The organism is Micromonospora sp. NPDC047756, from assembly GCF_055587245.1.
Genome location: NZ_JBVJGQ010000003.1, coordinates 684912 through 708386, shown reverse-complemented (window position 1 = coordinate 708386; position 23475 = coordinate 684912). Strand labels below are relative to the sequence as shown.

Annotated in this window: 17 protein-coding genes, 5 tRNA genes and 1 pseudogene; 9 read left to right on the top strand and 14 right to left on the bottom strand. The window is 73.3% G+C overall.

Features of this window, described 5'->3' with window-relative positions; genetic code table 11:
• Positions 1-4: 4 nt before the first annotated feature.
• Both ACZ6NZ_RS12630 and ACZ6NZ_RS12625 read right to left on the bottom strand, forming a co-directional pair.
• Entirely contained in the window at positions 5-1195 is a 1191-nt protein-coding gene (locus tag ACZ6NZ_RS12630) for a cytochrome P450 (protein WP_465858322.1), read from the bottom strand.
• Between the two features lie 9 nt (positions 1196-1204).
• Positions 1205-1873 carry a class I SAM-dependent methyltransferase gene (locus tag ACZ6NZ_RS12625; protein WP_465858320.1) on the bottom strand — a complete coding sequence of 223 codons (669 nt, stop codon included), beginning with the start codon at positions 1871-1873 and terminating at the stop codon, positions 1205-1207.
• Between the two features lie 150 nt (positions 1874-2023).
• Between ACZ6NZ_RS12625 and ACZ6NZ_RS12620 the strand changes: the two genes are divergently transcribed.
• On the top strand, positions 2024-2917 hold the full coding sequence (locus tag ACZ6NZ_RS12620) for a hypothetical protein (protein ID WP_465858318.1): 894 nt from the start codon (positions 2024-2026) through the stop codon (positions 2915-2917).
• 163 nt (positions 2918-3080) lie between these two features.
• Here the strand turns inward: ACZ6NZ_RS12620 and ACZ6NZ_RS12615 are convergent, their stop codons facing one another.
• From ACZ6NZ_RS12615 to ACZ6NZ_RS12605, 3 genes are all read right to left on the bottom strand, one after another.
• Positions 3081-6011, bottom strand: coding sequence for a M36 family metallopeptidase (locus ACZ6NZ_RS12615; RefSeq protein WP_465858316.1), 2931 nt, complete (start codon positions 6009-6011; stop codon positions 3081-3083).
• A gap of 140 nt (positions 6012-6151) precedes the next feature.
• Entirely contained in the window at positions 6152-6733 is a 582-nt protein-coding gene (locus tag ACZ6NZ_RS12610) for a TIGR03086 family metal-binding protein (protein WP_465858314.1), read from the bottom strand.
• Between the two features lie 70 nt (positions 6734-6803).
• The gene (locus ACZ6NZ_RS12605; RefSeq protein WP_366607301.1) at positions 6804-7406 is read right to left on the bottom strand and encodes a TetR/AcrR family transcriptional regulator; all 603 of its coding nucleotides are present in this window, start codon (positions 7404-7406) and stop codon (positions 6804-6806) included.
• 387 nt (positions 7407-7793) lie between these two features.
• Between ACZ6NZ_RS12605 and ACZ6NZ_RS12600 the strand changes: the two genes are divergently transcribed.
• The 3 genes from ACZ6NZ_RS12600 to ACZ6NZ_RS12590 all read left to right on the top strand — a co-directional run bounded on the left by ACZ6NZ_RS12600 (position 7794) and on the right by ACZ6NZ_RS12590 (position 8059).
• Positions 7794-7866, top strand: a tRNA-Gly gene (locus ACZ6NZ_RS12600).
• A gap of 34 nt (positions 7867-7900) precedes the next feature.
• Positions 7901-7971: transfer RNA gene (locus tag ACZ6NZ_RS12595), tRNA-Cys, on the top strand.
• 13 nt (positions 7972-7984) lie between these two features.
• Positions 7985-8059 (top strand) — tRNA-Val (locus tag ACZ6NZ_RS12590).
• Between the two features lie 62 nt (positions 8060-8121).
• On the opposite strand, the gene ACZ6NZ_RS12585 is transcribed toward ACZ6NZ_RS12590, so the two are convergent.
• The 3 genes from ACZ6NZ_RS12585 to ACZ6NZ_RS12575 form a co-directional block, all read right to left on the bottom strand.
• Positions 8122-8763, bottom strand: coding sequence for a winged helix-turn-helix domain-containing protein (locus ACZ6NZ_RS12585; protein ID WP_465858312.1), 642 nt, complete (start codon positions 8761-8763; stop codon positions 8122-8124).
• Positions 8764-9071: 308 nt separating this feature from the next.
• Positions 9072-9806 (bottom strand): GNAT family N-acetyltransferase, encoded by a 735-nt coding sequence (locus tag ACZ6NZ_RS12580; protein ID WP_465858310.1) that lies wholly within the window; start codon positions 9804-9806, stop codon positions 9072-9074.
• A gap of 378 nt (positions 9807-10184) precedes the next feature.
• Positions 10185-10427: a DUF6458 family protein gene (locus ACZ6NZ_RS12575; RefSeq protein WP_124819826.1), complete on the bottom strand. Its 243-nt coding sequence runs from the start codon at positions 10425-10427 to the stop codon at positions 10185-10187.
• Between the two features lie 146 nt (positions 10428-10573).
• Between ACZ6NZ_RS12575 and ACZ6NZ_RS12570 the strand changes: the two genes are divergently transcribed.
• Both ACZ6NZ_RS12570 and ACZ6NZ_RS12565 read left to right on the top strand, forming a co-directional pair.
• Positions 10574-10646, top strand: a tRNA-Gly gene (locus tag ACZ6NZ_RS12570).
• A gap of 26 nt (positions 10647-10672) precedes the next feature.
• A tRNA-Val gene (locus ACZ6NZ_RS12565) sits at positions 10673-10747 on the top strand.
• Positions 10748-10819: 72 nt separating this feature from the next.
• Here the strand turns inward: ACZ6NZ_RS12565 and ACZ6NZ_RS12560 are convergent.
• Genes ACZ6NZ_RS12560 through ACZ6NZ_RS12545 form a run of 4 tightly spaced genes read right to left on the bottom strand, consistent with a single transcriptional unit; the run spans position 10820 to position 18399 of the window.
• Positions 10820-13579, bottom strand: a complete 2760-nt coding sequence (locus ACZ6NZ_RS12560) for an FtsX-like permease family protein (RefSeq protein WP_465858308.1) — start codon at positions 13577-13579, stop codon at positions 10820-10822.
• A complete protein-coding gene (locus tag ACZ6NZ_RS12555; RefSeq protein WP_465858306.1) occupies positions 13576-16740 on the bottom strand; it encodes an FtsX-like permease family protein in 3165 nt (1054 codons plus the stop codon). Before ACZ6NZ_RS12555 ends, ACZ6NZ_RS12560 begins: the two co-directional genes overlap by 4 nt.
• Positions 16741-16747: 7 nt before the next feature.
• Positions 16748-17470 (bottom strand): ABC transporter ATP-binding protein, encoded by a 723-nt coding sequence (locus ACZ6NZ_RS12550; RefSeq protein ID WP_465858304.1) that lies wholly within the window; start codon positions 17468-17470, stop codon positions 16748-16750.
• Positions 17467-18399 (bottom strand): ABC transporter ATP-binding protein, encoded by a 933-nt coding sequence (locus ACZ6NZ_RS12545; RefSeq protein ID WP_465858302.1) that lies wholly within the window; start codon positions 18397-18399, stop codon positions 17467-17469. Before ACZ6NZ_RS12545 ends, ACZ6NZ_RS12550 begins: the two co-directional genes overlap by 4 nt.
• Positions 18400-18603: 204 nt before the next feature.
• Here ACZ6NZ_RS12545 and ACZ6NZ_RS12540 point away from each other — a divergent pair, with 204 nt between their 5' ends.
• From ACZ6NZ_RS12540 to ACZ6NZ_RS12530, 3 genes and pseudogenes are all read left to right on the top strand, one after another.
• Positions 18604-19122, top strand: coding sequence for an RNA polymerase sigma factor (locus ACZ6NZ_RS12540; protein WP_366607314.1), 519 nt, complete (start codon positions 18604-18606; stop codon positions 19120-19122).
• Complete coding sequence (locus ACZ6NZ_RS12535) at positions 19119-19586, top strand: hypothetical protein (RefSeq protein WP_465858300.1); 468 nt, start codon at positions 19119-19121, stop codon at positions 19584-19586. The genes ACZ6NZ_RS12540 and ACZ6NZ_RS12535 overlap by 4 nt, the downstream gene beginning before the upstream one ends.
• Before the next feature lie 93 nt (positions 19587-19679).
• Positions 19680-20072 (top strand): annotated as a pseudogene (locus ACZ6NZ_RS12530) (Rossmann-fold NAD(P)-binding domain-containing protein); the annotation flags it as partial.
• A gap of 115 nt (positions 20073-20187) precedes the next feature.
• Here the strand turns inward: ACZ6NZ_RS12530 and ACZ6NZ_RS12525 are convergent.
• Both ACZ6NZ_RS12525 and ACZ6NZ_RS12520 read right to left on the bottom strand, forming a co-directional pair.
• Positions 20188-21033, bottom strand: coding sequence for a universal stress protein (locus ACZ6NZ_RS12525; RefSeq protein WP_465858298.1), 846 nt, complete (start codon positions 21031-21033; stop codon positions 20188-20190).
• Between the two features lie 11 nt (positions 21034-21044).
• Entirely contained in the window at positions 21045-23438 is a 2394-nt protein-coding gene (locus ACZ6NZ_RS12520; RefSeq protein WP_465858425.1) for a phosphoketolase family protein, read from the bottom strand.
• Positions 23439-23475 lie beyond the last annotated feature (37 nt).

Genomic DNA, 23475 nt, shown 5'->3' with positions numbered 1-23475 from the left:
GATGTCAGGATCCGGTCAGCCCGGTGTCCCCGGTGCGGCGGCGGACCACGAACGCGTCCGGCATCCGGAAGGTGAGATTGTCCGGGCACCAGGGCGGACGGAGCACTGTCACCCCGTCCAGCAGCGGCGCGGCCTCGGCCACCACCACGGCCGCCTCCATCCGGGCCAGCACGTCCCCGACGCAGCGGTGCGCGCCCGCCCCGAACGCCAGGTGCCGGCGCGATCCACGCTGGCCCGGACGGAACTCGTCGGGCGACTTGACGACCGCCGGGTCCCGACCGGCGCGGCCCAGCCACAGCACGAGGCTGCTGCCCGCCGGCACCCGCGTGCCGCCCAGCGTGCTCTCCGTCACCGCCACCCGCCGCCAGGTGACGATCGGTGGTTCCAGCCGCAACCCCTCCTCCACCACGTCGGCCACCGCGATCTCGCCGCCGCGCAGGCCGGCCCGGACGGCCGGCTCGTCGGCCAGCCGGTGCAGGAGCAGGGTGAGGAACTGCGAGGTGGTCTCCTGCCCGGCGACCAACAGGAAGAAGAGCGCGCCGACCACCACGTCCGGCGGGTGCCCGGCCGCCCGCAGTTCGGCGGCCAGACCGCCACCGACGGCCGCGAAGTCCCGCAGCACGCTGTGGAACCGGCCCACCTCGGTGGCGAGCGCCAGCTGCCGGTCGGGGTCCAGCGGTGCCCAGAACAACTCCAGCGCGGCGCGGGCGAACTCCTTGACCGCGCCGACCGGCGCGTCCGGCAACTCGACCAGCCGGGCCAGCACCAGCAGCGGCAGGTCGGCGGCGAGATCCGCGTACAGGTCGACAGCCGCGCCGGCGTCGAGCGCGGCACCGATGCGGGCGACCCGGTCCCGGACCAGCGCGGTGAGCCAGGGCCGTTGCGCGGCCACCCGGGCCGGGTGCAACGCCTGAGCGACGATGGCCCGGATCTGCGGATGGCTGGCGCCCGAATTGTTCGCCAGGGTCGGCGGCAGCCGGAACCGGTGCCCGGCGAGCACCCGCAGCGCGGCCACCGGCATCGGAGTCACCGCGTCCAGCGCGTTGTCCGGTCGGTAGGTGACCGGGTCGGCGAGGACCTCGCGGACCAGCGCGTGCCGGGTCACGACCAGGTGGGTGCCGCCGACGTGGTCCGGCACCCGGGACACGTCCGGCCAAGCGGGGTCGGCCACCTGCGCCCAGCTGCGGAACAGCACCCGGACACGCTAGCCGGAGGCCCCCGGCAGCCCGGCGCGCAGCCGCCAGACGGTGGTGCGCTTCACCCGCACACTCTCCAACGCCTCCGGTACCGGCACGTCGTATCCGGCCACCTCGTCGAAGCGGTCCCGGGGCAGGAACGCCCGGCCGGGGTCACCGACGAGCGCCGGCGCGCCGGCCCGGGTGGCGCGCAGCAGGAAACGCAGGACCCGGCGGGCCATCGCCTCGCTGTAGAAGACGTCTCCGGCGAGCACCACCTCGGCGTCCCCGGCGTCGCCGTCGAGGATGTCGCCGAACTCGGCGTCGACGCGTACCCCGTTGGCCTCGGCATTGAGGGCGACCGCCGCCACCGCCAACTCGTCCACCTCGACGGCCCGCACGGACGCCGCGCCGGCGCGGGCCGCGGCGATGGCCACCAGGCCGGAGCCGGAGGCGAGATCGAGCACCCGCCGGCCGGCGACCAGCTCCGGGTGGTCGGTGACATAACGGGCGAGGGACTGCCCGCCGGCCCAGGCGAACGCCCAGAACGGCGGCGGCCGGTCGCTGGAGAACTCGCCCTCGGTCAGCTCCCACAGGCCGATCGGCTCGTCCGCCTGGTGCAGCCGCACCTCAGGTACGAAGGGGACCGGGGCCAGCCGGGCGTGCAGCCGGACGAACGTGCTGGAGAGTTCGGACACGGCGTGATTGTCCCAGCGGCCCGACTGCCGGCGTGTCGCGGGGGAGTGGTGACCGGTTCACCACGGTCGGTGAAAACCCACCCCGTCCTTACCGTCCGGTGCGAACACACCCGTCTGGTTGGTGCCGTCGGACGCTTCTAGCGTTGCGAGGTGGAGGCGACCGAACGGAGGACGGCGGTGGTGACGGTGTGGCGGTATGCGCTGAGGGCAGGGGTGGTGCTGGCCTGTCTGAGCGGGGTGGAGCTGGCGGTGGCCGCCCCGGCACAGGCGGCCTTCACCACCGAGATGAGCGGCCTGCCGGGACGGTTCACCGCCGGTGAGCAGGTGCGGACGATCTCCGCGGTGGTCACTCAGACGGACCGGCGCGCCAGGTGCGCGAAGGTGCGCTGGTCGATGGTGCTCAGCGTGCAGGGCGGCCTGCGGCTCGACCAGGTGAAGATGGACCGGGTGGAGGAGACCGGCGACTTTCCGCTGCAGATCCGCACCGAGGGTGACACCGCCCGGCTGACCGACCGGCAACTCGATCCGGGCACGCTCTGCCCGGGTCGCACTGTCACGGCCCGCTACCGGGTGGCCTTCGCCGAGGACGTCACCCAGGGGCGGGTCACCCTCGCCGCCGAGGCGTACGACGCCAACCTGCGCCTGCTGGCCCGGCAGACCGCCACCCGCTCGGTGGTGGGGGTGGGCGGCGCGCCGAGCAGCACCCCGCAGCCGACGAAGACCCCGCCGAAGCCCACCGAATCGGCCAGCGCGCCGACCGAGGACGAGAGCACGGCGACGGAGGAGGCGGTCGAGGAGTACCCGGCCGACGCCGCGCCGCCGGCGGCCAACCGCCCGGTCTCGCAGTCCGGCGCGTTCGGCGTGGTGCAGGCCGCGTTCCTCCTCGGCGGGCTGCTGCTCTTCCTCGGGGTGGGGCTGCTGCTGCGGCTGCGGCAGCTGACCCGGGCCGCGCCCGCCGACGCCGACGGGGGTGACGATCCCCCGGTGGACCGGCGCTGGGAGCGCCCGGCCGTCGCCGACCCGTGGAGCCGAGCTCACCGCTGATCGAGGGTCCGCGAGCAGGTGGCCGCGGAGGGTTCCCGCCGTCGGGTGGAGCCGTCCGGCGGTAGCGCTCGCTGATCGGGGGTCCGCGACGGGAGCCGTCCGGCGTCAGCGCTCGCTGATCGGGGGTTGTGGGGCCGGCGGGATTTCCGCCGGCCCCACCGTGTCACTTCGAGAACGCCTGGAACTCGGCGATCCGGACCTGGCTCCGGGCCGGGCTGGCGGTCGCGCAGTCCGTCGTCGTGGCCGGGTCGTCGTCCTGCTCGCCCGCGTAGTTCGGGCCGCCGGTGCACTGGCTCGCCAGCACCTCGAGACGCAGGTGGGTGGCGAGGGTGGTGGGCACCGCGAACGTCCGGAGGTTGATGTCGCGGCTGTACGCCCGGTACGCCCCGCCGGGGAACGCGTCCCCCGCGCTGGTGTAGATGCGCTGCCAACGCGCCGGATCCGCGCAGTCGGTGGTCGTCGCGTTGCAGGCGGACACCGCGAACGAGCGCAGCGCACTGAGCGCGTTCTGCGCGCCGGTGTCGGCGTCGCCGGTGATCGCCGGGCGCAGCATCGCGCTGACGTTGACCCGCTTGACCGTCTGCGGGGCGTCACCCGCCAGTGCCACTGTGAGCTGCCGGCCGGCGACCCCGTCCAGGGACGCCCAGTTCGTCGCCTCAGTGTCGTCGACGACCCGGTCCAGGTTGACCCCGTCGCCGGTGACGGTGGCGCCGGACGCGGTGGAGGCGAGGTTGCGGCTCATCCGCAGGTCGACGTACCCGTCCTGACCGGCTCTGGCGACCACGCTGAGCCGCTGGTGCCCGAACCCGGGGGCCACGGCGAGCAGGTCGTACGTGCCGGCCACCAGCTCCACAGTGTCCGGGATCGGGGTCGCCGGGTCGGTGTCGGCCACCGGCACGGCCCGCGCCTCGTACGCCCCCACGTACACCCGGATCGGCGCTTCGGCGCTGTCTCCGCGCGGGCGCAGGGTGAGCGTCGCGTTGCCACCGCGCGGCGAGGCGAAACTCGGCGTCGGGTCGGTGTCACCGGCGCCGTTCGTGGCGGCGTCCCGGCCCATTCCGGAGCGGGCGAACTCGGTCCAGATGAGGTCCTGGTTCGCGCCGCCGAAGCGGAGCAGGTCGGCGGTGAGCATGTTGTCGCGCATGTCGAGCATGCTGACCTGGCTGGCGGCCTGGAGCAGGAACGAGTCGAAGACCAGCTGCGACCAGCGCCGGTTGCCCGGGCACTGATCTGCGGCGACCGTGCCCAGCGCGCAGTCGAGCTGCCGTTGCGGGGTGCCGAGGCCGTACCGCTTCACCAGGGCGGAGCGGACCCGGAAGTTGGTCGCGCCCCAGATCTCCCCGTCGGCGTGCACGGCCGGGCCGGCGGTGTTGTAGCCGATGTCGGAGTAGTTGAGCGGGCTGCGGCTCAGGTCGTAGTTGCGGATGCCGCTGACCAGGTTGCCGGTGACGTAGCCGCCGGTGATGAAGGGCGTCTCGCCCGGCGCGCGCAGCCCGTGCTGGAAGAGGTACTCGGCGGCGAGCAGGTCGCCCCAGGACTCACCCATCGCCCCACCCTGGTGACCGCTGATCCCGCTGTCCGGGCCGGCGATCATCCGGTTGGTGATCGCGTGGGTGTACTCGTGACCGATCACCGTCATGTCGTAGTCGCCGTCCACACACGGCGGGTACGGCCCGCCGGCCTGCGGCTGCCAGAGGTACATGTTGGTGGTCGGCGGCAACCCGTCGCGCGGGGTGCCCTGGTTGGCGTTGTTCCGGTTGCCGGTCAGCGCGCCCTGCTGGGCGCGGCCCTGCTCGGCGTCACCGCCCAGCCCGGACGGGGTGAGGTTGACCGCCTGGAGGTTCCACGCCGACTCGGTGAAACCCAACTGGTACGACCAGTCGTGCATCCGGTTGTGCATGGCGAAGAGGTTGGCGATCGACGCGTCCGCGTCGTTGCGCTGCGCGGAGGTGAACACCCCCGGGTTGCACCGGGCCTGGTGCCACTGGTCGGTGAAGGGGTACTCGTAGCGACGTTCCGGGCTGGTGGGGGCCGGCACGACCGGGGTGCTCGCACCCCAGGACAGCACCGTGTTGGCCGAGTTGCCGCGCGAGGTGAAGGTCGGCGTGCCGGTGGCCGCGTCGACGTCCCACGGTTGGCCGGTGGCCGGGTCGCGGAAGGCGGCCTGGCAGCCGGGGGCCGGGTCGCCGCACCAGCGCACCCGGGGGTCCTGCCCGGGGCCGAGGTCGCGAGGCGGGGTGGCCGGGAAGACCGCCCAGCTCGGGTTGTCGGAGTCGAAGTCGACGAGATCCTCGCGGACCAGCACCTGCCCGGTGCTGCCGTCCACGTAGCTGGTGAACGCGGCGGGGTGCTCGGTGTCCGCGCCGATCATGGTCACCTCGTAGCCGGCCCGTGGCCCGTCCAGCGGGGTGGGCACGGCCACCGACCGGACGGTGTGGCTGGCCACCGCGTCGGCGGTCAGCTTGGCGTCGGCGAGCGCGGCGGCGTACGCCTGCTCCGCGGTGCGGGTGGCCGGCGCCGGCGTGCCGGTGTCGCGGGCCAGCGAGGAGCTGACCGAGAGCACCGCGCCGTCGGCGACCGCGAGGGTGACGAGACCGTCCGGCCCGGCGGGCAGATCGCCGAAGCGTTGCCGCAGGGTGACCACGGTGCCGCTGCCGATCGGTCGGATCAGCACCCGTTCCATGCTGGCCACCGTGGCGGCGTCCATGCCGAACAGGTCCTGGTTGGCGGCCAGGTAGGCGCGGGCGGCGTCCTCCGGGTCGGCGGGCAGCCCGCTGGCCAGCGGGGTGCGGCCGGGGCCGAGCGCCTGTGGGGTGCCGAGCCGGTTCCACCGGGCGTCGGGGTCGGCGGCGCGGGCCAGGCCGCGTTGGCGGGCGTCGGGTGCCGCCGTACCGGCGCGGTAGTCGGCGTCGGCGGGGGTGTGCCCCTCGGCGAACGGTCCGGACCGGCGCTCGGTGGATGTCGCCCCGCCGGTGGGGGCGGCGGTGCTCATGCCGGTGGGGAGCAGCGCGGCGACCGTCGCCGTCGTCGCCAGGATGGCGATGAGCCGGCGTCGACGCCGGCTCATCGGGGGTGACCACTCCGGTTGTGGCACGGGACCTCCTCGTGGGAGCGGGATGGCCGGCGAGTCGCCGACCACAGATGCGCGGTAACGCATGCGCATCTGTGGATATCAGTCTCCCGAGGTCACGGCAAGGTCCGGCGCCGCTGTCGCGCCAGTGGATCGAGATTCGCTCAGGCGCTCGGCGCCCAGTCGGGGTCGCGGCCGAACGCGGCCAGCAGGTGGTCCTGCTCGTCGGCGTCGTCGGGCACCTGTACGCCGGTGTGGACCAGGTTGTTGCGCCGGTAGGCGTCGATCTCACCGGCGAACCACTGGGCGGCGGCGTGCACCGCGTCCGGGTCGAACCGTGGCTGCGCGCCGATCGCCACCGCCACGTCCCAGCCGTGCACGAGGTGCTCGGCGAGGAGCTGCCGCAGGTATTCGGTGGCCGGAGTGTCGCCGCCGGACAGGTGCACGGTGCGATCGAGCGCGCCGGGGTGGGCGGCGGCGATCTCGGCCTGCGCGGCGGCCTCCCGAGCCGTCGCGATCGGGTCGGCGCCGAGTTGGTCGCCGTCGAGCCGGTCGCCGACCTCGTCGATGGTCCGGCCGGCGAGCAGCGGAACGCTCCACCGGTCCTCGGTCACCACGTGGTTGACGAGCGTGCGGAGGTCCCAGTCCGAGCAGGGTGTCGGGTCGGACCACTGGCCGGGCTCGATCTGATCCACCCGGTCGATGAATTCGGCCAGGCTCCGGCGGTACGCCTCCAAGAGGTCCATGCCGCCGATTGTTCCGGTCGACGGGGTGGGCTGAGTCCGTTTTGCCCGGCTCGGTGCTGGTTGGCCCAGCTCAGTCGAGGTCGGCCGGGTCCAGGCCGAGCTCTCGGGCGGTGACCAGCCGGACCCACTCGCCGAACTGACGGCGGGAGATCACCCGGTCGTGCACGGCGAGTTGGACGGCGAGGCCGTCCATCACCGCGCTGATCCGCCACGCGGCCCCGTCGGCGTCGGCGCACTGGAAGGTGCCGTCGGCCACCCCGGCGGTGATCACCGCGGCCAGGTCCTGTCGCCAGCGCAGGTCGAGCCGCCGGGAGACCTTCTCCAACTCCGGGGTGCGCAGCGACTCGGACCAGCCGTCGATCCACATGGACCAGGAGGTCGCCCGACCGGCCGGGGTGTAGAGCTTGAGGATCCGGCGGAGCTTGGCCAGCGGTGCGGCCGAGGAGCGGGTCACCGCGTCGAGCCGGGCCAGATCCTGCTCGACCGCGTACGCGAAGGCCTGCGCGAGCAGCCGTTCCTTGGTGGCGAAGTGGTAGAAGACCAACGCCTGACTCACGCCCGCGGCATTCGCCACGTCAGCCGTCCGGGTGTTGGCCAGACCGCGCTCCACGATAACGTCGCAGGCGGTGCGCAGCAGGGCATCCAGGCGGATCTCGGCCGCACGTCTCGTCACGACCGTTACCGTAGCCCATCCGACTGAACACGAACAGTTACCACCGCGCGCCGATCCGCACCGTGGCAGTCGGAAGCCGGACACTTCTTTCGGGTGTCGTCAGTCGTTCCACGGAGAGTGTTCACCGAGGTCCGCTGCCCGGTGCCGGGTCGTCGAGACGTCGATGGTCAGGTATGCGACGCGATGATGACGATCATTGCCGAGGAATGTCGGAGCGTGACGGTCAGTGCTGGATTCAGGGACCAGGCCAGCCACCTAGGAAGCCGGCCGGGGGTGATCCCGGTCCAGCCCCAACCAGCCGGGACGCGCCGAGGCGACCCCGAGTTGGCAGTCAAACACCTACTCGGCTAAAGTTCTCATCCGTCACCCGGGAACGTCCGGGGGCGTGCGGACGTAGCGCAGCTGGTAGCGCATCACCTTGCCAAGGTGAGGGTCGCGGGTTCGAATCCCGTCGTCCGCTCGGAGCTGCCGCCACGCATGACGGGGGCAACCTCGGTGGGGTGGCCGAGAGGCGAGGCAACGGCCTGCAAAGCCGTGTACGCGGGTTCAAATCCCGTCCCCACCTCGGCAACAAGCACGGGCGATTGGCGCAGTGGGAGCGCGCTTCCTTGACACGGAAGAGGTCACTGGTTCAAACCCAGTATCGCCCACCAAAGGAGAACGGCTCGTCACCGGAAGACCGGTGGCGAGCCGTTTCGCTTGCGGTGCCGCGTCATCAGTCGACGCTGAGCCGGTAGCCGACGCCTCGTACGGTGTGCACGCGCAGGGCGTCGTCGACGGCGTGCAGTTTGCGACGTAACCGCTTCACGGCCGAGTGCAGGCTCGACGTGTCGCCGAGGAACGCGCAGCCCCAGACCGATTCGAAGAGCTGCTGGTACGTCCAGACTCCGACCGGCGCGGTGGCGAGTTGAGTGAGCAGGTTGCGCTCAAGTCGGGTCAAGATCAGCCTCTCTCCGCGCCACGTCACCAGGTGGTCGTGCGGGTAGATCTCAAGGTCACGCAGGCTGATCCGTCCCGAGGTCACCGCAGGGACGGGCGCGGCGGCGGCCCCCGATGCTGCGGCGGCCCTCACTGCGGGAGCGGTTTCGGCGGCGGCTTCGCGGGCGGCGGCTTCGCGGGCGGCGGCTTCGGGCGCTGCGGCTTCGCGGGCGGGGGCTTCGCGGGCGGCGGCTTCGCGGGCGGGGGCTGATGCGTTGTCGGCACCGGGCGGGGCGGGGTTGAGGAGTGAGGCCGGCCCGTTGACCATGGGCGGGCCGATCATCGCCTGAAGCTCGGCGAGGTCGGTGCAGATGACCAGAGTGCCGAGCCCGTCGAGCCGCCGCACCATCCGCTCGCGTACCGACACGTCAGCGCTCACACAGAATACGAGGGACAAATCGTCGACCATCGTTCCCCTTCCCCAGGTGCCACAGGAAAGACAACGCTGTCTGACCGCCGTAGTCAATGGTTTCGCCGGCAACCATCGCCGGGCGGCCGGCACCGCGCCAAGGTCGCGCCCGATCCTGGATGTAGTGGTATCGCGCCGTCGATGAGCCCACTACATCCAGGATCCAGCACGATCTTGGCGCGGTGCCGGGCGGCGGGCGGCGGGCGGCTAGCGGCGAGCGGGCGGCGGGCGGCCGTCGAGCGGCGGCGAGCGGTGGGCGGTGGGCGGTGCGGGTCGGTTCAGAAGGTCAGCAGGCGGAACTCGCCCACCGGCCGGAAGCCGAGGCTGCGGTAGACCGACTCAGCGACGGCCGTCGAGGTGAGGGCGGCGGTGCGGGCGCCCCGCTCGGCGGCCAGGGTGAGGGCGGCTCTGGTCATGGCCGCGCCGATGCCTTTGCGGCGCTGCTCCGGCCGGGTGCCGACGAAGTAGAGGGTGACCAGACCGTGGCTGATCCAGGCGACCGCCGTAGCGGCGATCCGGCCGTCATCGAGGCGACCGGCGAGCCGCAGCACTGTGCCCTCGCCGGTGAATGCCTTCTCCCGTTCGATCGTTGCCGCCACACCGTCCGCCGGGATCCCGGACACCCGGGCATAGGCGGGGACGAACGCGGTGAGGTCGGTGGTCTCGGCGATGCGCACGCCGGCCGGAGTCGGCACCTCCGGCACCGCCCCGATCCCCACGGTCATGATCGGCATCCGGGCGACCTGCGCCGCGCCGAGGGAGACCAGGCCGTCCGCGGTGCCGGCGTCGCTGTCCGGGCCGACCCACCAGATCCGGGGTACGCCGTGCAGGCGCGTCCGGGCCTCGCTGAGCGCGTCCTGCGGCGTGCGCCCGACCACCCGCAGCACGCCGTTGAGGGGTGCGTGCGGCACATCGCTGCGGTAGGTCGGGAGATCCGGCCCCCCGGCGACGCCGATGTTCCAACCGAGCAGGTACGCCCGGTGCGCGGCCAGCACCGTGTCGAGGGGCTTCATGATCTGGATCGTAGCGCGGGGGCGGCAACCCCCTTGGCCAGCGCCGATCTTGCAGTTTCGGCTGTTGATAGGGGGTGAAATGCAACTTGTGTCGGCGCAGAAAGTGCAAGATCGCGGGCGAGGGCGGCGGGCCCGTCGATCATGGCGTTGTGGTGCCTGCTTTGTCTTGTCGTGAGTAGCTTGTCACGCAGCACCACGCCATGATCGACTAGGCGGTGTTGGCGAGGACATCACCGGCGGCGGCCGGCACCTTTGTTGCCTCTGTCCCATCCTGCGCTGCCACCGATCGCGTTCACGGACGGGCCGGCCGCCTTCAGCGAGGCGGCCGGCCCGGGTCCGCTGTGGTCTGGCGGCTCGTCCAGCGGTGAAGTAACCGGGTCACAGCGGCGGCGCGATGTCCCGCCGCTCCTCGACCCGCTGGTACTCCACCGGCTGCTCGGTTGTGGTGACGACCTGGCGGCGGCGACCCCAGATCAGCGTGGTCATGATCAGGCCGAGCACGCCGGCGCCCATCAGGATCCAGCCGACCACGTCGAGGTTGATGCCGCCGACGCTCGCGTCCAGTGCGAAGGTGAGGATCGCGCCGAGCGCGATCAGGAAGATGCTGGTGCCGATACCCACGACAGCCTCCTTAGGGGGTGTGGTGCGCTGTCGTGCCCATCAGTACCCCGGGCGGGACCAGCGCAACCGCGACCGCCCAGGGTGCCGTTCGAAGCGATCTTGGCATCGGGTAGAGTTCACCTGTCGCCGGCGCTCGCCGGGGACGTGCGGACGTAGCGCAGCTGGTAGCGCATCACCTTGCCAAGGTGAGGGTCGCGGGTTCGAATCCCGTCGTCCGCTCGCGATGTGCCCCACGGGGCCGCCACGGGCGATTGGCGCAGTGGGAGCGCGCTTCCTTGACACGGAAGAGGTCACTGGTTCAAACCCAGTATCGCCCACCATCCACACGGAGCGATCAGAAGGCCCGTTGCCGGAATCCGGCGACGGGCCTTTTCTTCATGGGTGGCCAGCGGTCATTCGCCGGCGCGGAGTACCTCGCTCAGCCGGTCACGTCGCCGCAGCGCCGACTCGACGGGTACGACGGTGGCCGCCGCCGCCAGCAGCGCCACGCTCAGCAGGCCCAGCAGCCACCACGGTCGGGCCGCCGCCGGGTCGGCGGCCTGGCCGGTGAGCAGCCGCAGGTCGAGCGGGCCCAGCGTCAGGCGTGCGAGCAGGGCCCCGAGCAGCGGGCCGCACACCGCGGTGACCACGACCGGCGGGAGCAACTCCCCGGCGGCGACCCAGCGGACGTCGCGTGGCCGCAGACCGAGGGTCCGCAGCCGGGTGAGGGTCTGCCACCGCTGCGACGCACCGGCGGCGGCGGCCAGCGTGAGGCCGAGCAACCCCAGCGCCAGCAGCACCGCGGCAGCTGTCCATGCCAGCCGTACCAGCCCGGCCGTCAGCGGAGCCACCCGCTGCGCCCGCAGGACGTCCGTACGCAGCACGACGTCGGAGGCGACTCCGGTGTTCGACACGGCCCGTCCCGCGCCGGGACCGGTCACCCAGATGGTGTTCGCGACGGCGGGCAGCCCGGCGCGGGCAAGGGCCGTGGCGTCCACGATGACGACGTCGTCGACGCCGCCGACGGAGGGAGCGGTGCCGACGGCGGCGAGACGGATCGCCGGGGCGTCGTCGCGGGGGAGTTGCAGCCGCGAGCCGGTGTGCAGATCGCCGGATGTCGAGCGGACCAGTGCGGGGACCTCCCCGGGGCTCGGGCCGGGGGCCGTGAGCCGGGCCAGCGCCGGCGCGTCAGGCAGCGCGGTGGTGGCCAGCAGGCGCTGGAACGCGGTGGCGTCCACGATGACCAGGCGCGGGGTGAGCAGTGTCGATTCGGTGAAGACGCGTGCCGAGTCGGTCACCTGCGCGACGACGACCTGTGCCACCCCGGGTGCGGCGGCGATGCGCTGGGCGAGTGCGGGCGTGGCGGTCGCGGCGTCCGCGCCGACGTCGAGGCGGGCGTCGGCGCCGACGGTGCTCCACGCGCCGTCGGTCAGGCCCCTGGTGACGGTGGTGCCGAGGATGAGCGCGAACGACGCGAGCGCCGTGGTGCTGACCAGCACCAGCAGGGGCAGCGCGCGTCCGGCCGTCGTGGTCGCCTGGGAGGCACTGAACACGGCCAGGGGGCGGCGTGAGCGCAGGGCCTGCCGGAGCGCGAACCGCGCCCCGAGGGGCAGTAGCCGGACCAGGCCGAGCGCGCCAACGAGCGCGCCCAGGGCGAGGGCGCTGACCGGCAGGATGAGGTCGCCGGTCAGTTCACCGGTGTCGCCGTCGGCGGCGACGGGTAGGAGCCCACGCTGGTGCAGTGTGACGAAGGCGGCGACCGCGGCGATCAGGACAGCGCCCTCCACGGCGGCGCGGCGCAGCTGGCCGGTGGCCCGGATCCAACGCCGAGCGGCGGGGTTGGCGGGTTGGCGTCGGTCACGGCTGGCGCGGGCGGCGGCGAGGGTGCCGAACGCCGGCCCGGCGACCACGCCGGCCAGGACCACGGGAACGGCCCAGGTCCAGGCGACGCCTCCAGCGGCAGCGCGCGCGAGCGCGAGCCCGACGGCGGCGGCCGACAGGGACACCACCGCGGACTCGATGACCAGTTCCGCGCCGAGGTCGGGGAGCGCCGCCCCACGCTGCCGGGCGATGCTCAGCACCGGGGCGCGGCGGCGGACCAGCAGGTCGGCGGCGAGCAGCAGGACCAGCACCGCGGCGGTGAGTACCCCGGCGAGCAGGACGGCGGCCTGCGCCGCAGCGGCGTTGTTACGGGTACGGGCGTCGCGCAGGACGGCGTCGAGCTGCGATTCCCACTTCAGGGACTGGTCGCGGTCGCTCGACGCGCCGGAGGTCGCCTTGAGCTTGACCACCTGGCTGGCGAGCGCCGTCGCGGAGTCCGAGGTGAGCGCGTCGGGACCGGGTGCGAAGTGGACGGTGCGTCGCAGTTGGTCCTCGTCGACGGCGAGCCGGGCGTCCGGTAACGACTCGCCCGACAGCAGGCCGTTGAACCGGGTGGTCCCGACGCCGTCCGCGCCGGGTACGGGACGCAGCAGTGCCGGGGCGAGTCGCCAGGCCGGGTCGGCGCTGTCCGCGGGTCGGTAGATCCCGCTGACCCGGACGTCCTTGTCGCGACCCTCGCCGTCCTTGACCGGGATCCGATCGCCGGGGCCGAGGTCGAGTGCGGCGGCGTCCGCCTCGGAGAGGCCGATCTGCACCGGCCAGGGGGGCCCGTCGTAGGGGACCTCGACGTACTGGTCGGAGACGGTGGGACCGGGCGGGCTGCCGGCGATCCAGGTGACGTCCGGGCCGCCGAGGTCACCGGCCAGGTAGGTGAACTGGAAGGTACGCGGCGCGTTGCCGTCGGTGATGTTGAGGATCGGGCCGTTGACGACGGTGACGGGCGGCAGCAGCGCGGCGTCCAGGTCGGGCCCGAGCGCGGATGTCGTTCGGGCGAGGAAGGCGTCGACCGCCTCGGCGAGGTTGGGCATCCGGACCCGACCACCGGTCGGTCCGTCGTCGCGTTCCCAGTCGGCGTGTGCCAGGACGTTCGAGTCGGTGCCGGCGTCGCGGACCGTGTCCCGGACGGCGTCGTCGGCGGCGGCGCGGAGCAGCGGCGGTACGGCCCCGGCGAGCAGCGCGACCGTCGCGATCACGGCGGCGGTGAGCAGCAGCGGCCCGACGCCGCTACGGCCACGGCCACGGACGCTGGGCCAGTGCGGCGTCGGCCACCGCCGGGTCAACCACCGGTTCACGGTGCCACCCGCAGGTGCGCGGCATCGGCCCGGCGGACCTGGACGGTGACCACGATGGCGACCGCCAGCACACATCCGGCCAGCAGGACGGCGAGCAGGGCGCTCTCGGCCGGCCACGGCCAGTGCGGTTGGGCGACCGGGACGGGCGCGGCGCCGGTGTCGGAGCGCACCAGCAGGGGAGCGACGACGTGGGTGGCGAGCGCGCCGACGGCCGTGCCCGCCGCGAGCAGGGGCAGCAGTACACCGGCGTGTTGGCCGAGCAGCACGGCCCGGGTGTCGCGTCGGGACATCCCCAGGCCGCGCAGCCGCGCCACCTCGACGGCGCGGACCCGCAGATCACAGGTGACGTGCAGGACGACGCCGGCGAGCAGCAGCAGTGCGGCGGCCGGGACGATGAGCCGGAGAGCTGCCGGCAGCCCGGCGCTCAGCGGGCCGTCGGTGAGACGGGCGGTCTCCGCGTCGCGGGTCGTGACGGTGCCCAGGTGCAGGGCGGTGGCCCGCTCGGCGGCACCGGGCTCGGCCGGGTGGCCGACCCACCAGGCGTCGACCGGGAACGTCAGGTCGCCGGTGACGACGCGTGCGCGGGACAGTGTGTCCAGGTCGGCCAGCACGGCGGCGGCGCCGGGGGCGGACGGTACGGTCGGGATGACCTCGGTGACGACGACCGGAACGGGCGTGATGCCGACCGTGACGCTGAGTGTGCTGCCGCGATCGGCGCCGACCTCGCTGGCGAAGTGGTCGGAGACGGCGACGGGCACCGGGCCGGGGTCCGGGAAGGCGGTGGCGACGAGGGTCCGGGCGGCGTCGTCGGCGCCGGCGAGGTCGACTGTCGTGGCCATCCGCAGCGCGGTTCCCGTCGGCGTGGCGGACATCATGACCGTCGGGTCGACCAACCTGCCCGGGACCGGCGGCGCGGACGTGGCGGTCCAGTCCGACCCGTCGGAGGACCTCTCCGCCGAGCCGGCGGGCGGCACGGTGAGCGTGACGGCCACGGCGACGCGTCCGCCGACCGGGTCGGCGGCGATCGGCAGGGCGACCGCGACGAGCCGCAGTCCGTCGGCCGACGCGCAGTCGGGCAGCCGAACCTCCCGACCGTCGAGTGGTACGGCGGGACCGGTGCAGGTCGTGCGCAGGCCGGTGGCGTCCTGCAGCAGCAGTGTGGGCGTCACGGTGAGCGGGGTGCCGCCGGAGGCGGTTCCGCTCAGTACGAGCGGGGCGCCGGCCGGGACGGCGAGGCCGGTGACCCGGGTGCGTGGTGCCAGCGCGGTGCCGACGTCCGCCCATCCGCGCTCGCTGTCGAGCCGCCCGCGCAGCAGCGCGTCGGCGCGGGTGGTGTCGACGGCGACCAGACGCGGCGCGTCGCCGGCGGTGCCGAGCCACTGACCGACCGTGGTGCCACGGTCGAGGGCCGGACTCACGGCTCCCGTGGTGGCCGCGCTGACGACGGCGCCGTCTCCGGCCACCGGCGCCGTGCTGAGGGTGAGTGCCAGGTCGGTGCCCACGGAGAGCGCGGCCTGGTCGCGTTGCGACTGGTGCCACGTGCTGTCGAAGGCGAGGCCGAAGGTTCCGGCCGCGCAGGCCAGCCCGACGAGCAGCCCGGCGGCTACGGCTTGTGGTCGGCGGGCAGCCTCGGAGACCGCCAGCGGAAGCGCCAGCCCGCGGGCGCGGTACGCCAGCCGGTCGGCACCGCGCAGGGCGGGGAGTACCACCCGGAGGGCCAGGGCGGCACCTGCGGTGAGCAGCAGTGCCGGCGCGAGCACCCGGACCGCGTCGGCGCGCGGGCTGGCGGTGGTGGGCTGCGCGTACAGCTGCCACCACCCGACGGCGGCGAATACCGCGAGCAGCAGGTCGGCGCCGGATCGGGCCAGCAGTTCGCGGCGGGTGCGCCGCTCGCCGGCCGCCGGGACGGGTCGGATCGCCAGGACGGTGAGTACGGCGGCGAGCACCAGCGCGCCACCGACGACCGCGAGGACCTGGACACCGGCGACGGCTGGCCGGACGGTCAGGCCGGCGCCGTCCAGCGGTGGCAGGTGCGTCAGAGCGGAGTGCAGGGCCGACGAGGCAGGTATCGCGAGCGCGACGGCGACGGCGGCGACGAGCCCGGCCTCGACTGTCGCGGTGGCGGCGAGTTGGCGACGGCTGGCGCCCAGGGCGGCGCGCAGGGTGGTCTCGTCGGCGCGGATGCCCGCGGTCAGCCGGCCCGCGAGGACGAGTGCCGTGGCGGCCAGGACACCGCCGAGGACGGCGACGGCGAGTACGACGGCGGCGGTGACGTGCCGTTGGTCGTCGGCGGCCCGCAGGGTCAGCGGCAGGTTGGAGGCGACCCGTGCGAGCTGGACGCGCTCGCCGAGGGTGCCGGCCAGCCGGCGGTCGGCGTTGTCGACGGCCCCGGCCACGGTCTCCAGGTCGCTGCGGCTGTTGTGGGACAGGTCCGGATGGGCGGTGACCTCCATCCGGTCGACTGTGGCGCCGGTGGTGACCAGGTCGGCGAGGTCGACGAGGAACGGGCCGTAGGCGTTGACCGGCTGCATGAACCGGCCGTCCCGGTAGCCCATCGCGGAGCCGGCCGCGGCCAGCGGGTCCCGGTCCCAGCCGCGTCCCGCGAGGGGGCGCACCACACCGACGACTGTCACGTCGATGGCCGGGACGGGTGCGTGGGCCAGCTCGGCGCCGAGGCGTACCCGGCGACCGGGGGTGAGGCCGAGCAGGTGCGCGGTGGACTCCAGCAGCACCGCGTCGCCCGGGTGCTGTGGCCAGCGCCCGGTGACCAGTTCGGCGCGGGTCGGCAGGTCGTCCAGCCCCGACAGGTAGGCCTGCGGTGGGACGGTGGTGCCCGTGGCGAGCGTGGGCGGCAGCGCCCGCAGCACCGTCGACGCCCGCGCGGTTGTCGTCACCGGGATCGGTGCGAGCGTGGAGGCCACCACGGTACGGGTGTCGGCGGCGACGGACTGCGTGTCGCGGCCCTCGACGGTGCCGGTGTAGACGGTCACGTCGACGTCGGCGGGAGCGGCGCGGGCCATGGCGACCTCCAGCGCCCGCTCGGCGGTGCGGGTGACGAGCAGGGTGCAGGTGCCCAGCAGGGTCGCGCCGATCGTGACGACCCCGAGGAGGGCTGCCAGCAACGGCCACTGCGCGCGGGCGCGCCGGCTGACCAACCTCATCGTCGCGTCACCGTACGTCCGGCACGGGTGCGTACGGCTGCCCGGCCGCCTCTTCGTCGAGGTGCCCGTCGTGAATGCGGATCACCCGGTCGGCCAGGGCCATCATCACCGCGTCGTGCGTCGACACCAGCACCGTGACGCCCTCGGATTCCACGATCCCGCGCAGCAGCGCCATCACCGACAGGCCGGTCTCGGCGTCCAGTTGCCCGGTGGGCTCGTCGGCGAGCAGCAGTCGGGGCGAGGCGGCCAGCGCGCGGGCGATCGCCACCCGCTGTTGCTGGCCGCCGGACAACTCGGCCGGCCGCTGGTGGGCGTGGTCGGCCAGGCCGACCAGATCCAGCAGCAGTTCGACGCGCCGCTCGCGCTCGGTCGGGGCGACGCGGGCCATCCGCAGCGGGGCAGCCACGTTCTCCGCTGCCGACAGCACCGGGATCAACCCGAAGCTCTGGAAGACGTACGACAGCTTCTCGCGTCGCAGCCGGGACAGGCCGTCCTCGTCGAGCGCTGTGACGTCGGTGCCGTCGACGTGCACGGTGCCGGCGTCCGGGCGGTCCAGGCCACCGATGACGTTGAGCAGCGTGGTCTTTCCCGAGCCGGACCGGCCGACCAGCGCCACCATCGAACCGGCGGCCACGTCGAACGACACGCCGCGCAGGGCGTGTACGACGGTCGGCCCGGCCTGGAAGCGCCGGTGTACGCCGCGCACGCTCAGCAGCGGCTCGCTCGTCATTCGCCGCTTCCCGAGTCGGGGCGGATCGTGATGTGGTCGGGTTCCAGGGCCAGCCGGACCCGCCGGGTCAGCGCCAGCGCCTGGCGGAACTCCCGGGGCACCTGGACCCGTCCGGCCCGGTCCATCACGGCGTACTCCTCGGCGATCATGTGCGTGTCGCCCTCCGCGTCGGTGGTGGTGCGGCGCAGCACCTCACTGCTGGTGCGCCCGTCCCGGATCGCGACGGTCCGTTCGACCTGACCGCTGACCTCCGGGTCGTGGGTGACCACGACGACGGTGACGCCGTAACGCTGGTTGACGTCGCGCAGCACAGCGAAGACCTCGGCCGACGTGGCGGCGTCCAGCTCGCCGGTCGGCTCGTCGGCCAGCAGGACCCGCGGCTGGTTGGCCAGCGCCACCGCGATCGCGACCCGCATCTGCTGCCCTCCGGAGAGTTGCCCGGGGCGGCGATCGGCGCAGTCGGCGACACCGAGGCTGTCCAGCAGCTCGCCCGCGCGCTCGCGGCGTTCCCGCTTCGAGGTTCGGGCCGCCGTCATCGGCAGGTCCACCATCTCCCGTGCGGTCAGGTAGGGGATCAGGTTGCTGGCCGTCTGCTGCCGTACGAACCCGACGGTGTGCCGTCGGTAATCCACCCGGTCGGCGCGGGACATCGCCAGCAGGTTCCATGCCTCGACCCGGACCCGCCCGGCGGTGGGGGCGTCGATGCCGGCCAGGATGGAGAGCAGAGTCGACTTGCCCGAGCCGGAGGCACCGACGACCGCGACCAGCTCACCGCTCTCCACGGCCAGGTCCAGGCCCTGCAGTGCCTGCACTTCGATCGAACCGGTCTGGTAGATCCGCACCAGGTTCTCGCAGACGATGAGCGCGTCGCGGCCGAACTCGGGCGCCCGCGCGGAGGGCTGCGGCAGGGACAGCGGGGTGCTGGACATTCCCTGCTCCGTCCGGGTTGTGCTGAGGAAGATTGAAGCAGTTTCGCAATCGGCGGCTTCGTTGACCATGCCCGGGGTGGCTTTCCTGCATTCTGAGCGGGGGTCTACCGTCGCGACCCCCCACCCGCCGACGCCGGTTTTTCGCTGTGGCGGGTCGTGAACCTGCCGGGCTTTCACGCCGACTGAACAGGCGAAGGAGGGCCGATGAGCGATGAGTTGCTGGTGGTCCGCTGCCAGTTGGGCGAACGGGAGGCGTTCGCCGAGCTGGTGCAGGGCTGGCATCCGGCGGTCGAACGGTACGTCGGGCGGATGCTCGGTGGGTCCGACGACGACGTGGTGCAGGAGATCTGGTTGGCGGTCGTCAAGGGGCTGCCGACGTTGCGGCAGCCGGACCGGTTCACCCCATGGCTGTTCATCATCGCCCGCCGGGCGGTGATGAACCGGCTGCGGGAGGCGTACGCCCGCCCGGAGCCCGAACCGGTCGACGACCTGCCCGGCGGCGACGAGGCGCAGGAGGTCGTCGACCGGGAGACGCTGGCCGGGGCGCTGGCGGCGCTCCCCGCCCGGGAACGGGAGGTGCTTCTGCTGTTCTACCTGGAGGACCAGCCGCTGGACGCGTGCGCGCTGATCTGCGGCGTACCCGTCGGCACTGTCAAGTCGCGGCTCAACCGGGCCCGCAGGTTGTTACGTCACGAGCTGGTGCGGAAGGGGTACGAGGCATGACGCCGGAAGAGGTGCTGGCGCGACTGGACGCGCCGTTGTCGCTGCGCAGGCGGGTCGGCTACCTGGCCCTGGCCTTCACCGGTCTCACCGCCAGCGCCCTGATCGGCCTGCTCTGGGCCACCGAGCCCGGGTTGCCGACGCGCACCAACGTGGCCTTCGCCGTCCTGGTGGCGATCGGCCTGTGCTGGGCGGTGTTCGGTGGTTGGGCCGTGACCCGACGGACTCCGCTGTTCGCCCGGGATCGGGTGGTCGCCGGTTGGCTCGGCGTCGGGGCCTGGCTGGCATTCAGCGTCGGCGCGCTGATCATCAGCCTGCTGCGACACGAACTGGAGCCGGCGCTGCTGGGCGTCGTGCTCCTGCTCGGCGCGGTGGCGGCCCTGAACCTACGGGCGGCCCGTCGGGCGCGTGCGGCGCTGCTGCGCCGCAGGAGCGCGCTGGCCGAGTCGGCGATCGGCAACAGGTGAACGACGGCAGCGCCGTCCGGTTCTGCCACGGGCAGATCCGCTGTCGGCAAACGGGGCTGCCCGTCGCCGGCCGGTGCCAGCAGGGTGGAGCGCATGAGACTGCTGGTGCTCGGTGGTACGGGCTTCGTGGGCGGGGCGACGGTCGCCGAGGCGGTGCGCCGCGGCTGGTCGGTGACGGTGTTCAACCGAGGGCTGCACGGCACGGTGCCGTCCGGCGTACACCGGTTGCGGGGTGACCGCACCGCGCCGGACGGCCTGGCCGCTCTGGCGGGCGGCGAGTGGGACGTCGCTGTGGACACCTGGGACGGTGCGCCGCGGGCCGCCGGCGACGCCGCGCGCGCCCTGGTCGACACGGTCGGTCACTACGTGTACGTGTCCAGCGGGTCGGTCTACACCGACCATGCCGCAGCGGGGTTGCACGAGGACTCCCCGGTGGTGGACGCCGACCCGGGCTCCGTCGACGGCGACTACCCGCAGCTCAAGGCCGTCGGTGCGGTTCCGCCGCGCGCCGGGCGACCGCACCGCAGCTCGATCGGGCTGGACCCGACGCTGGAGGCCACGGTGCTCGCTGCCTGACCGTCTCTCGCAGTCCGCGACACGGTCAGCGTTCGCGGACCACCGCCACCGGGCAGGCGGCGTGCTGGATGAGCTGTTGGCTGACCGAGCCGAGCAGCATCCCGGCCAGTCCACCCCGGCCGCGGCTGCCGACCACGACCAGCCGCGCGTCCCGGCTCGCCTCGATCAGCATCGCCGCCGGGCTGGCCGGAACCAGGTCGACGGTGATGGTCAGCTCGGCGAACGTCCGCCGCCACGGCTCCAGCGCCTGCTCCACGGCGGCCCGCTCGTCGGGCACCCCGGCCGCCCCGCCGGGGCCCGGCGTCCAGGCGTGCAGCACACGCAGGGGCACCTGCCGCTGCGCGGCCCGTTCGGCCGCGAAACCGAGCGCCACCAGCGACGCGTCCGAGCCGTCCACGCCGACCGCCACCGGGCCGGCCAGGGCTCTGTCGGCCCCGTCCCGGACCACCACGACCGGGCAGTGGGCGTGCGCGGCGACCGAGACCGCCGTCGACCCGGCCAGCAGGCCGCCGAACCCGCCGTGACCCCGGCTGCCGAGCACCAGCATCCCGGCCTCCGCCGAGCGTTCCTGCAACACCAGCGCGGGCGGCCCGTCGTACACCTCGCCGGTGATGGTCAACCCGGGGTTCGCCGCCGTGGCGTCCGCCGCGGCCCCGCGGACCAGGTCGTCGACCTGCCGGCGGGCGGTGTCGTCCGGCCACACGCCGGGGGCCACGCCCGGGCCGACCCAACTGGCCACCGTCAGCCATTCGAAGACGTACGCCAGCCGCACCGGCTGGCCAGTGTGCCGTGCCTCGTCGATCGCCCAGTTCAGGGCCACCGAGGCATCGGTGGAGCCGTCGTAGCCGACCAGGATCTCCGCGTCGCGCACGTCGTCCTCCTTCAGGGGGTGGTCGGGTCGGTTTCGCGGACCCAGCGCCACTCGGCGACCTGGGGGTCGTCCTCCCCGTACTGCCGGGTGTAGTCGCGGGCCGCCTGCCGGGCGTCGACCATCCGTTGGCGCAGGTGCGCGGCACCGGCGGCCAGCCCGGGCACCCGGTCGATGACGTCGATGACCAGGTGGAAGCGGTCCAGGTCGTTGAGCATCACCATGTCGAACGGAGTGGTGGTGGTGCCCTCCTCCTTGTAGCCGCGCACGTGCAGGTTCTCGTGGTTCGTGCGGCGGTAGGTGAGGCGGTGGATCAGCCAGGGATAACCGTGGTACGCGAAGATGATCGGTCGGTGCTGGGTGAAGATGGTGTCGAACTCGTTGTCGGTCAGGCCGTGTGGATGCTCGGTGTCCGGCTGGAGTCGCATCAGGTCGACCACGTTGACCAGGCGCACCTTCAGTGTCGGCAGGTTCTCGCGCAGCAGCTCGGCGGCGGCCAACGTCTCCAGGGTGGGCACGTCTCCGCAGCAGGCGAGCACCACGTCCGGTTCGGTGTCGCCGTCGTTGCTGGCCCACTCCCAGATGCCCAGGCCACGCCGGGTGTGCTGGATCGCCTCGGTCATCGTCAACCAGTTCGGGGCGGCCTGCTTGCCGGCCACCACCACGTTGATGTAGTGCCGGCTGCGCAGGCAGTGGTCCATGGTGGCGAGCAACGTGTTGGCGTCCGGCGGCAGATAGACCCGCACCACCTCGGCCTTCTTGTTGACGACGTGGTCGATGAAGCCCGGGTCTTGGTGGGAGAAGCCGTTGTGGTCCTGCCGCCAGACGTGGCTGGAGAGCAGATAGTTGAGCGAGGCGATCGGTTGCCGCCAGGGGATGGCCCGGGTGACCTTCAGCCACTTGGCGTGCTGGTTGAGCATCGAGTCGACGATGTGGATGAACGCCTCGTAGCTGGTGAACACGCCGTGCCGGCCGGTCAGCAGATAGCCCTCCAGCCAGCCCTGGCACAGGTGCTCGGAGAGCACCTCCATGACCCGACCGTCGGGGGAGAGGTGGTCGTCGCCGGGCACGGTGGCGGCCACCCAGGCCCGGCCGGTGACCTCGAACGCCGCGCCCAGCCGGTTGGACGCGACCTCGTCCGGGCCGAACAGCCGGAACGTCTCCGGGTTGGCGCTGATGACGTCGCGGATCCACGGGCCGAGCACCCCGGTCGCGCCGGCGATCGGCGTGCCCGGTTCGGGAACCTCCACGCCGTAGTCGCGGAAGTCCGGCAGGGTCAGGTCGCGCAGCACCACGCCGCCGTTGGTGACCGGGTTGGCGCTCATCCGCCGGTCACCGCGCGGCGGCAGCGTCAGCAGCTCCTCCACCGGCGCGCCGGTCGCGTCGAACAGCTCCTCCGGCCGGTAGCTGCGCAACCAGTGCTCCAGCTCGGCCCGGTGCGCCGGGTTGTCGCGTACGCCCGACAGCGGCACCTGGTGGGCGCGGTAGGTGCCCTCCACCTGGGTGCCGTCGACCTCACGCGGGCCGGTCCAGCCCTTCGGCGTCCGCAGAACGATCATCGGCCAGCGGGGGCGTTCGACGACGCCCTCGGAGCGGGCCCGCCGCTGGATCTCGGCGATCTCGCCCAACACGCGGTCCAGCGTCGCGGCGAGGGTCCGGTGCACCCGGGCGGGCTCGTCACCGGCCACCACGTACGGCTGGTAGCCGGATCCGCGCAGGAGGTCGAGCAGGTCTTCCTCGGGGATCCGGGAGAGCACCGTCGGGTTGGCGATCTTGTAACCGTTGAGGTGCAGGATGGGCAGCACCGCGCCGTCGCGCGCCGGGTTGAGAAACACGTCGGAGAGCCAACTGCCGGCCAGCGGGCCGGTCTCCGCCTCGCCGTCGCCGATCACGCAGGCCACCAGCAGGTCCGGGTGGTCGAACGCGGCGCCGTAGGCGTGGCTCAACGCGTACCCGAGCTCGCCGCCCTCGTGGATCGAACCCGGCACGTCCGCCGCGACGTGGCTGGGGATGCCGCCCGGGAAGGAGAACTGGCGGAAGAGCCGGGACATGCCGGCCTCGTCGCGCGCCACGTCGTGGTAGCGCTCCGACCAGGTGCCCTCCAGCCAGGTGTTGGCCACGATGGCCGGCCCACCGTGGCCGGGGCCGGTGACCAGCATGGCGTTGAGGTCGCGCGCCACGATCACCCGGTTGAGGTGGGCGTAGATCAGGTTGAGGCCGGGGCTGGTGCCCCAGTGCCCGAGCAGCCGGGGTTTGATGTCGTCGGGGGTCAGCGGCTCGCGCAGCAGTGGGTTGTCCAGCAGGTAGATCTGCCCGACGGTGAGGTAGTTGGCGGCGCGCCAGTAGGCGTCCAGCCGGCGCAGCTCGTCGTCGCTGAGGGCGTGGTGCACGTCGAGAGCGGTCTCCATCATGCTGCCTCTCGCGGGTTGGAGTGGGGCGTCCGGC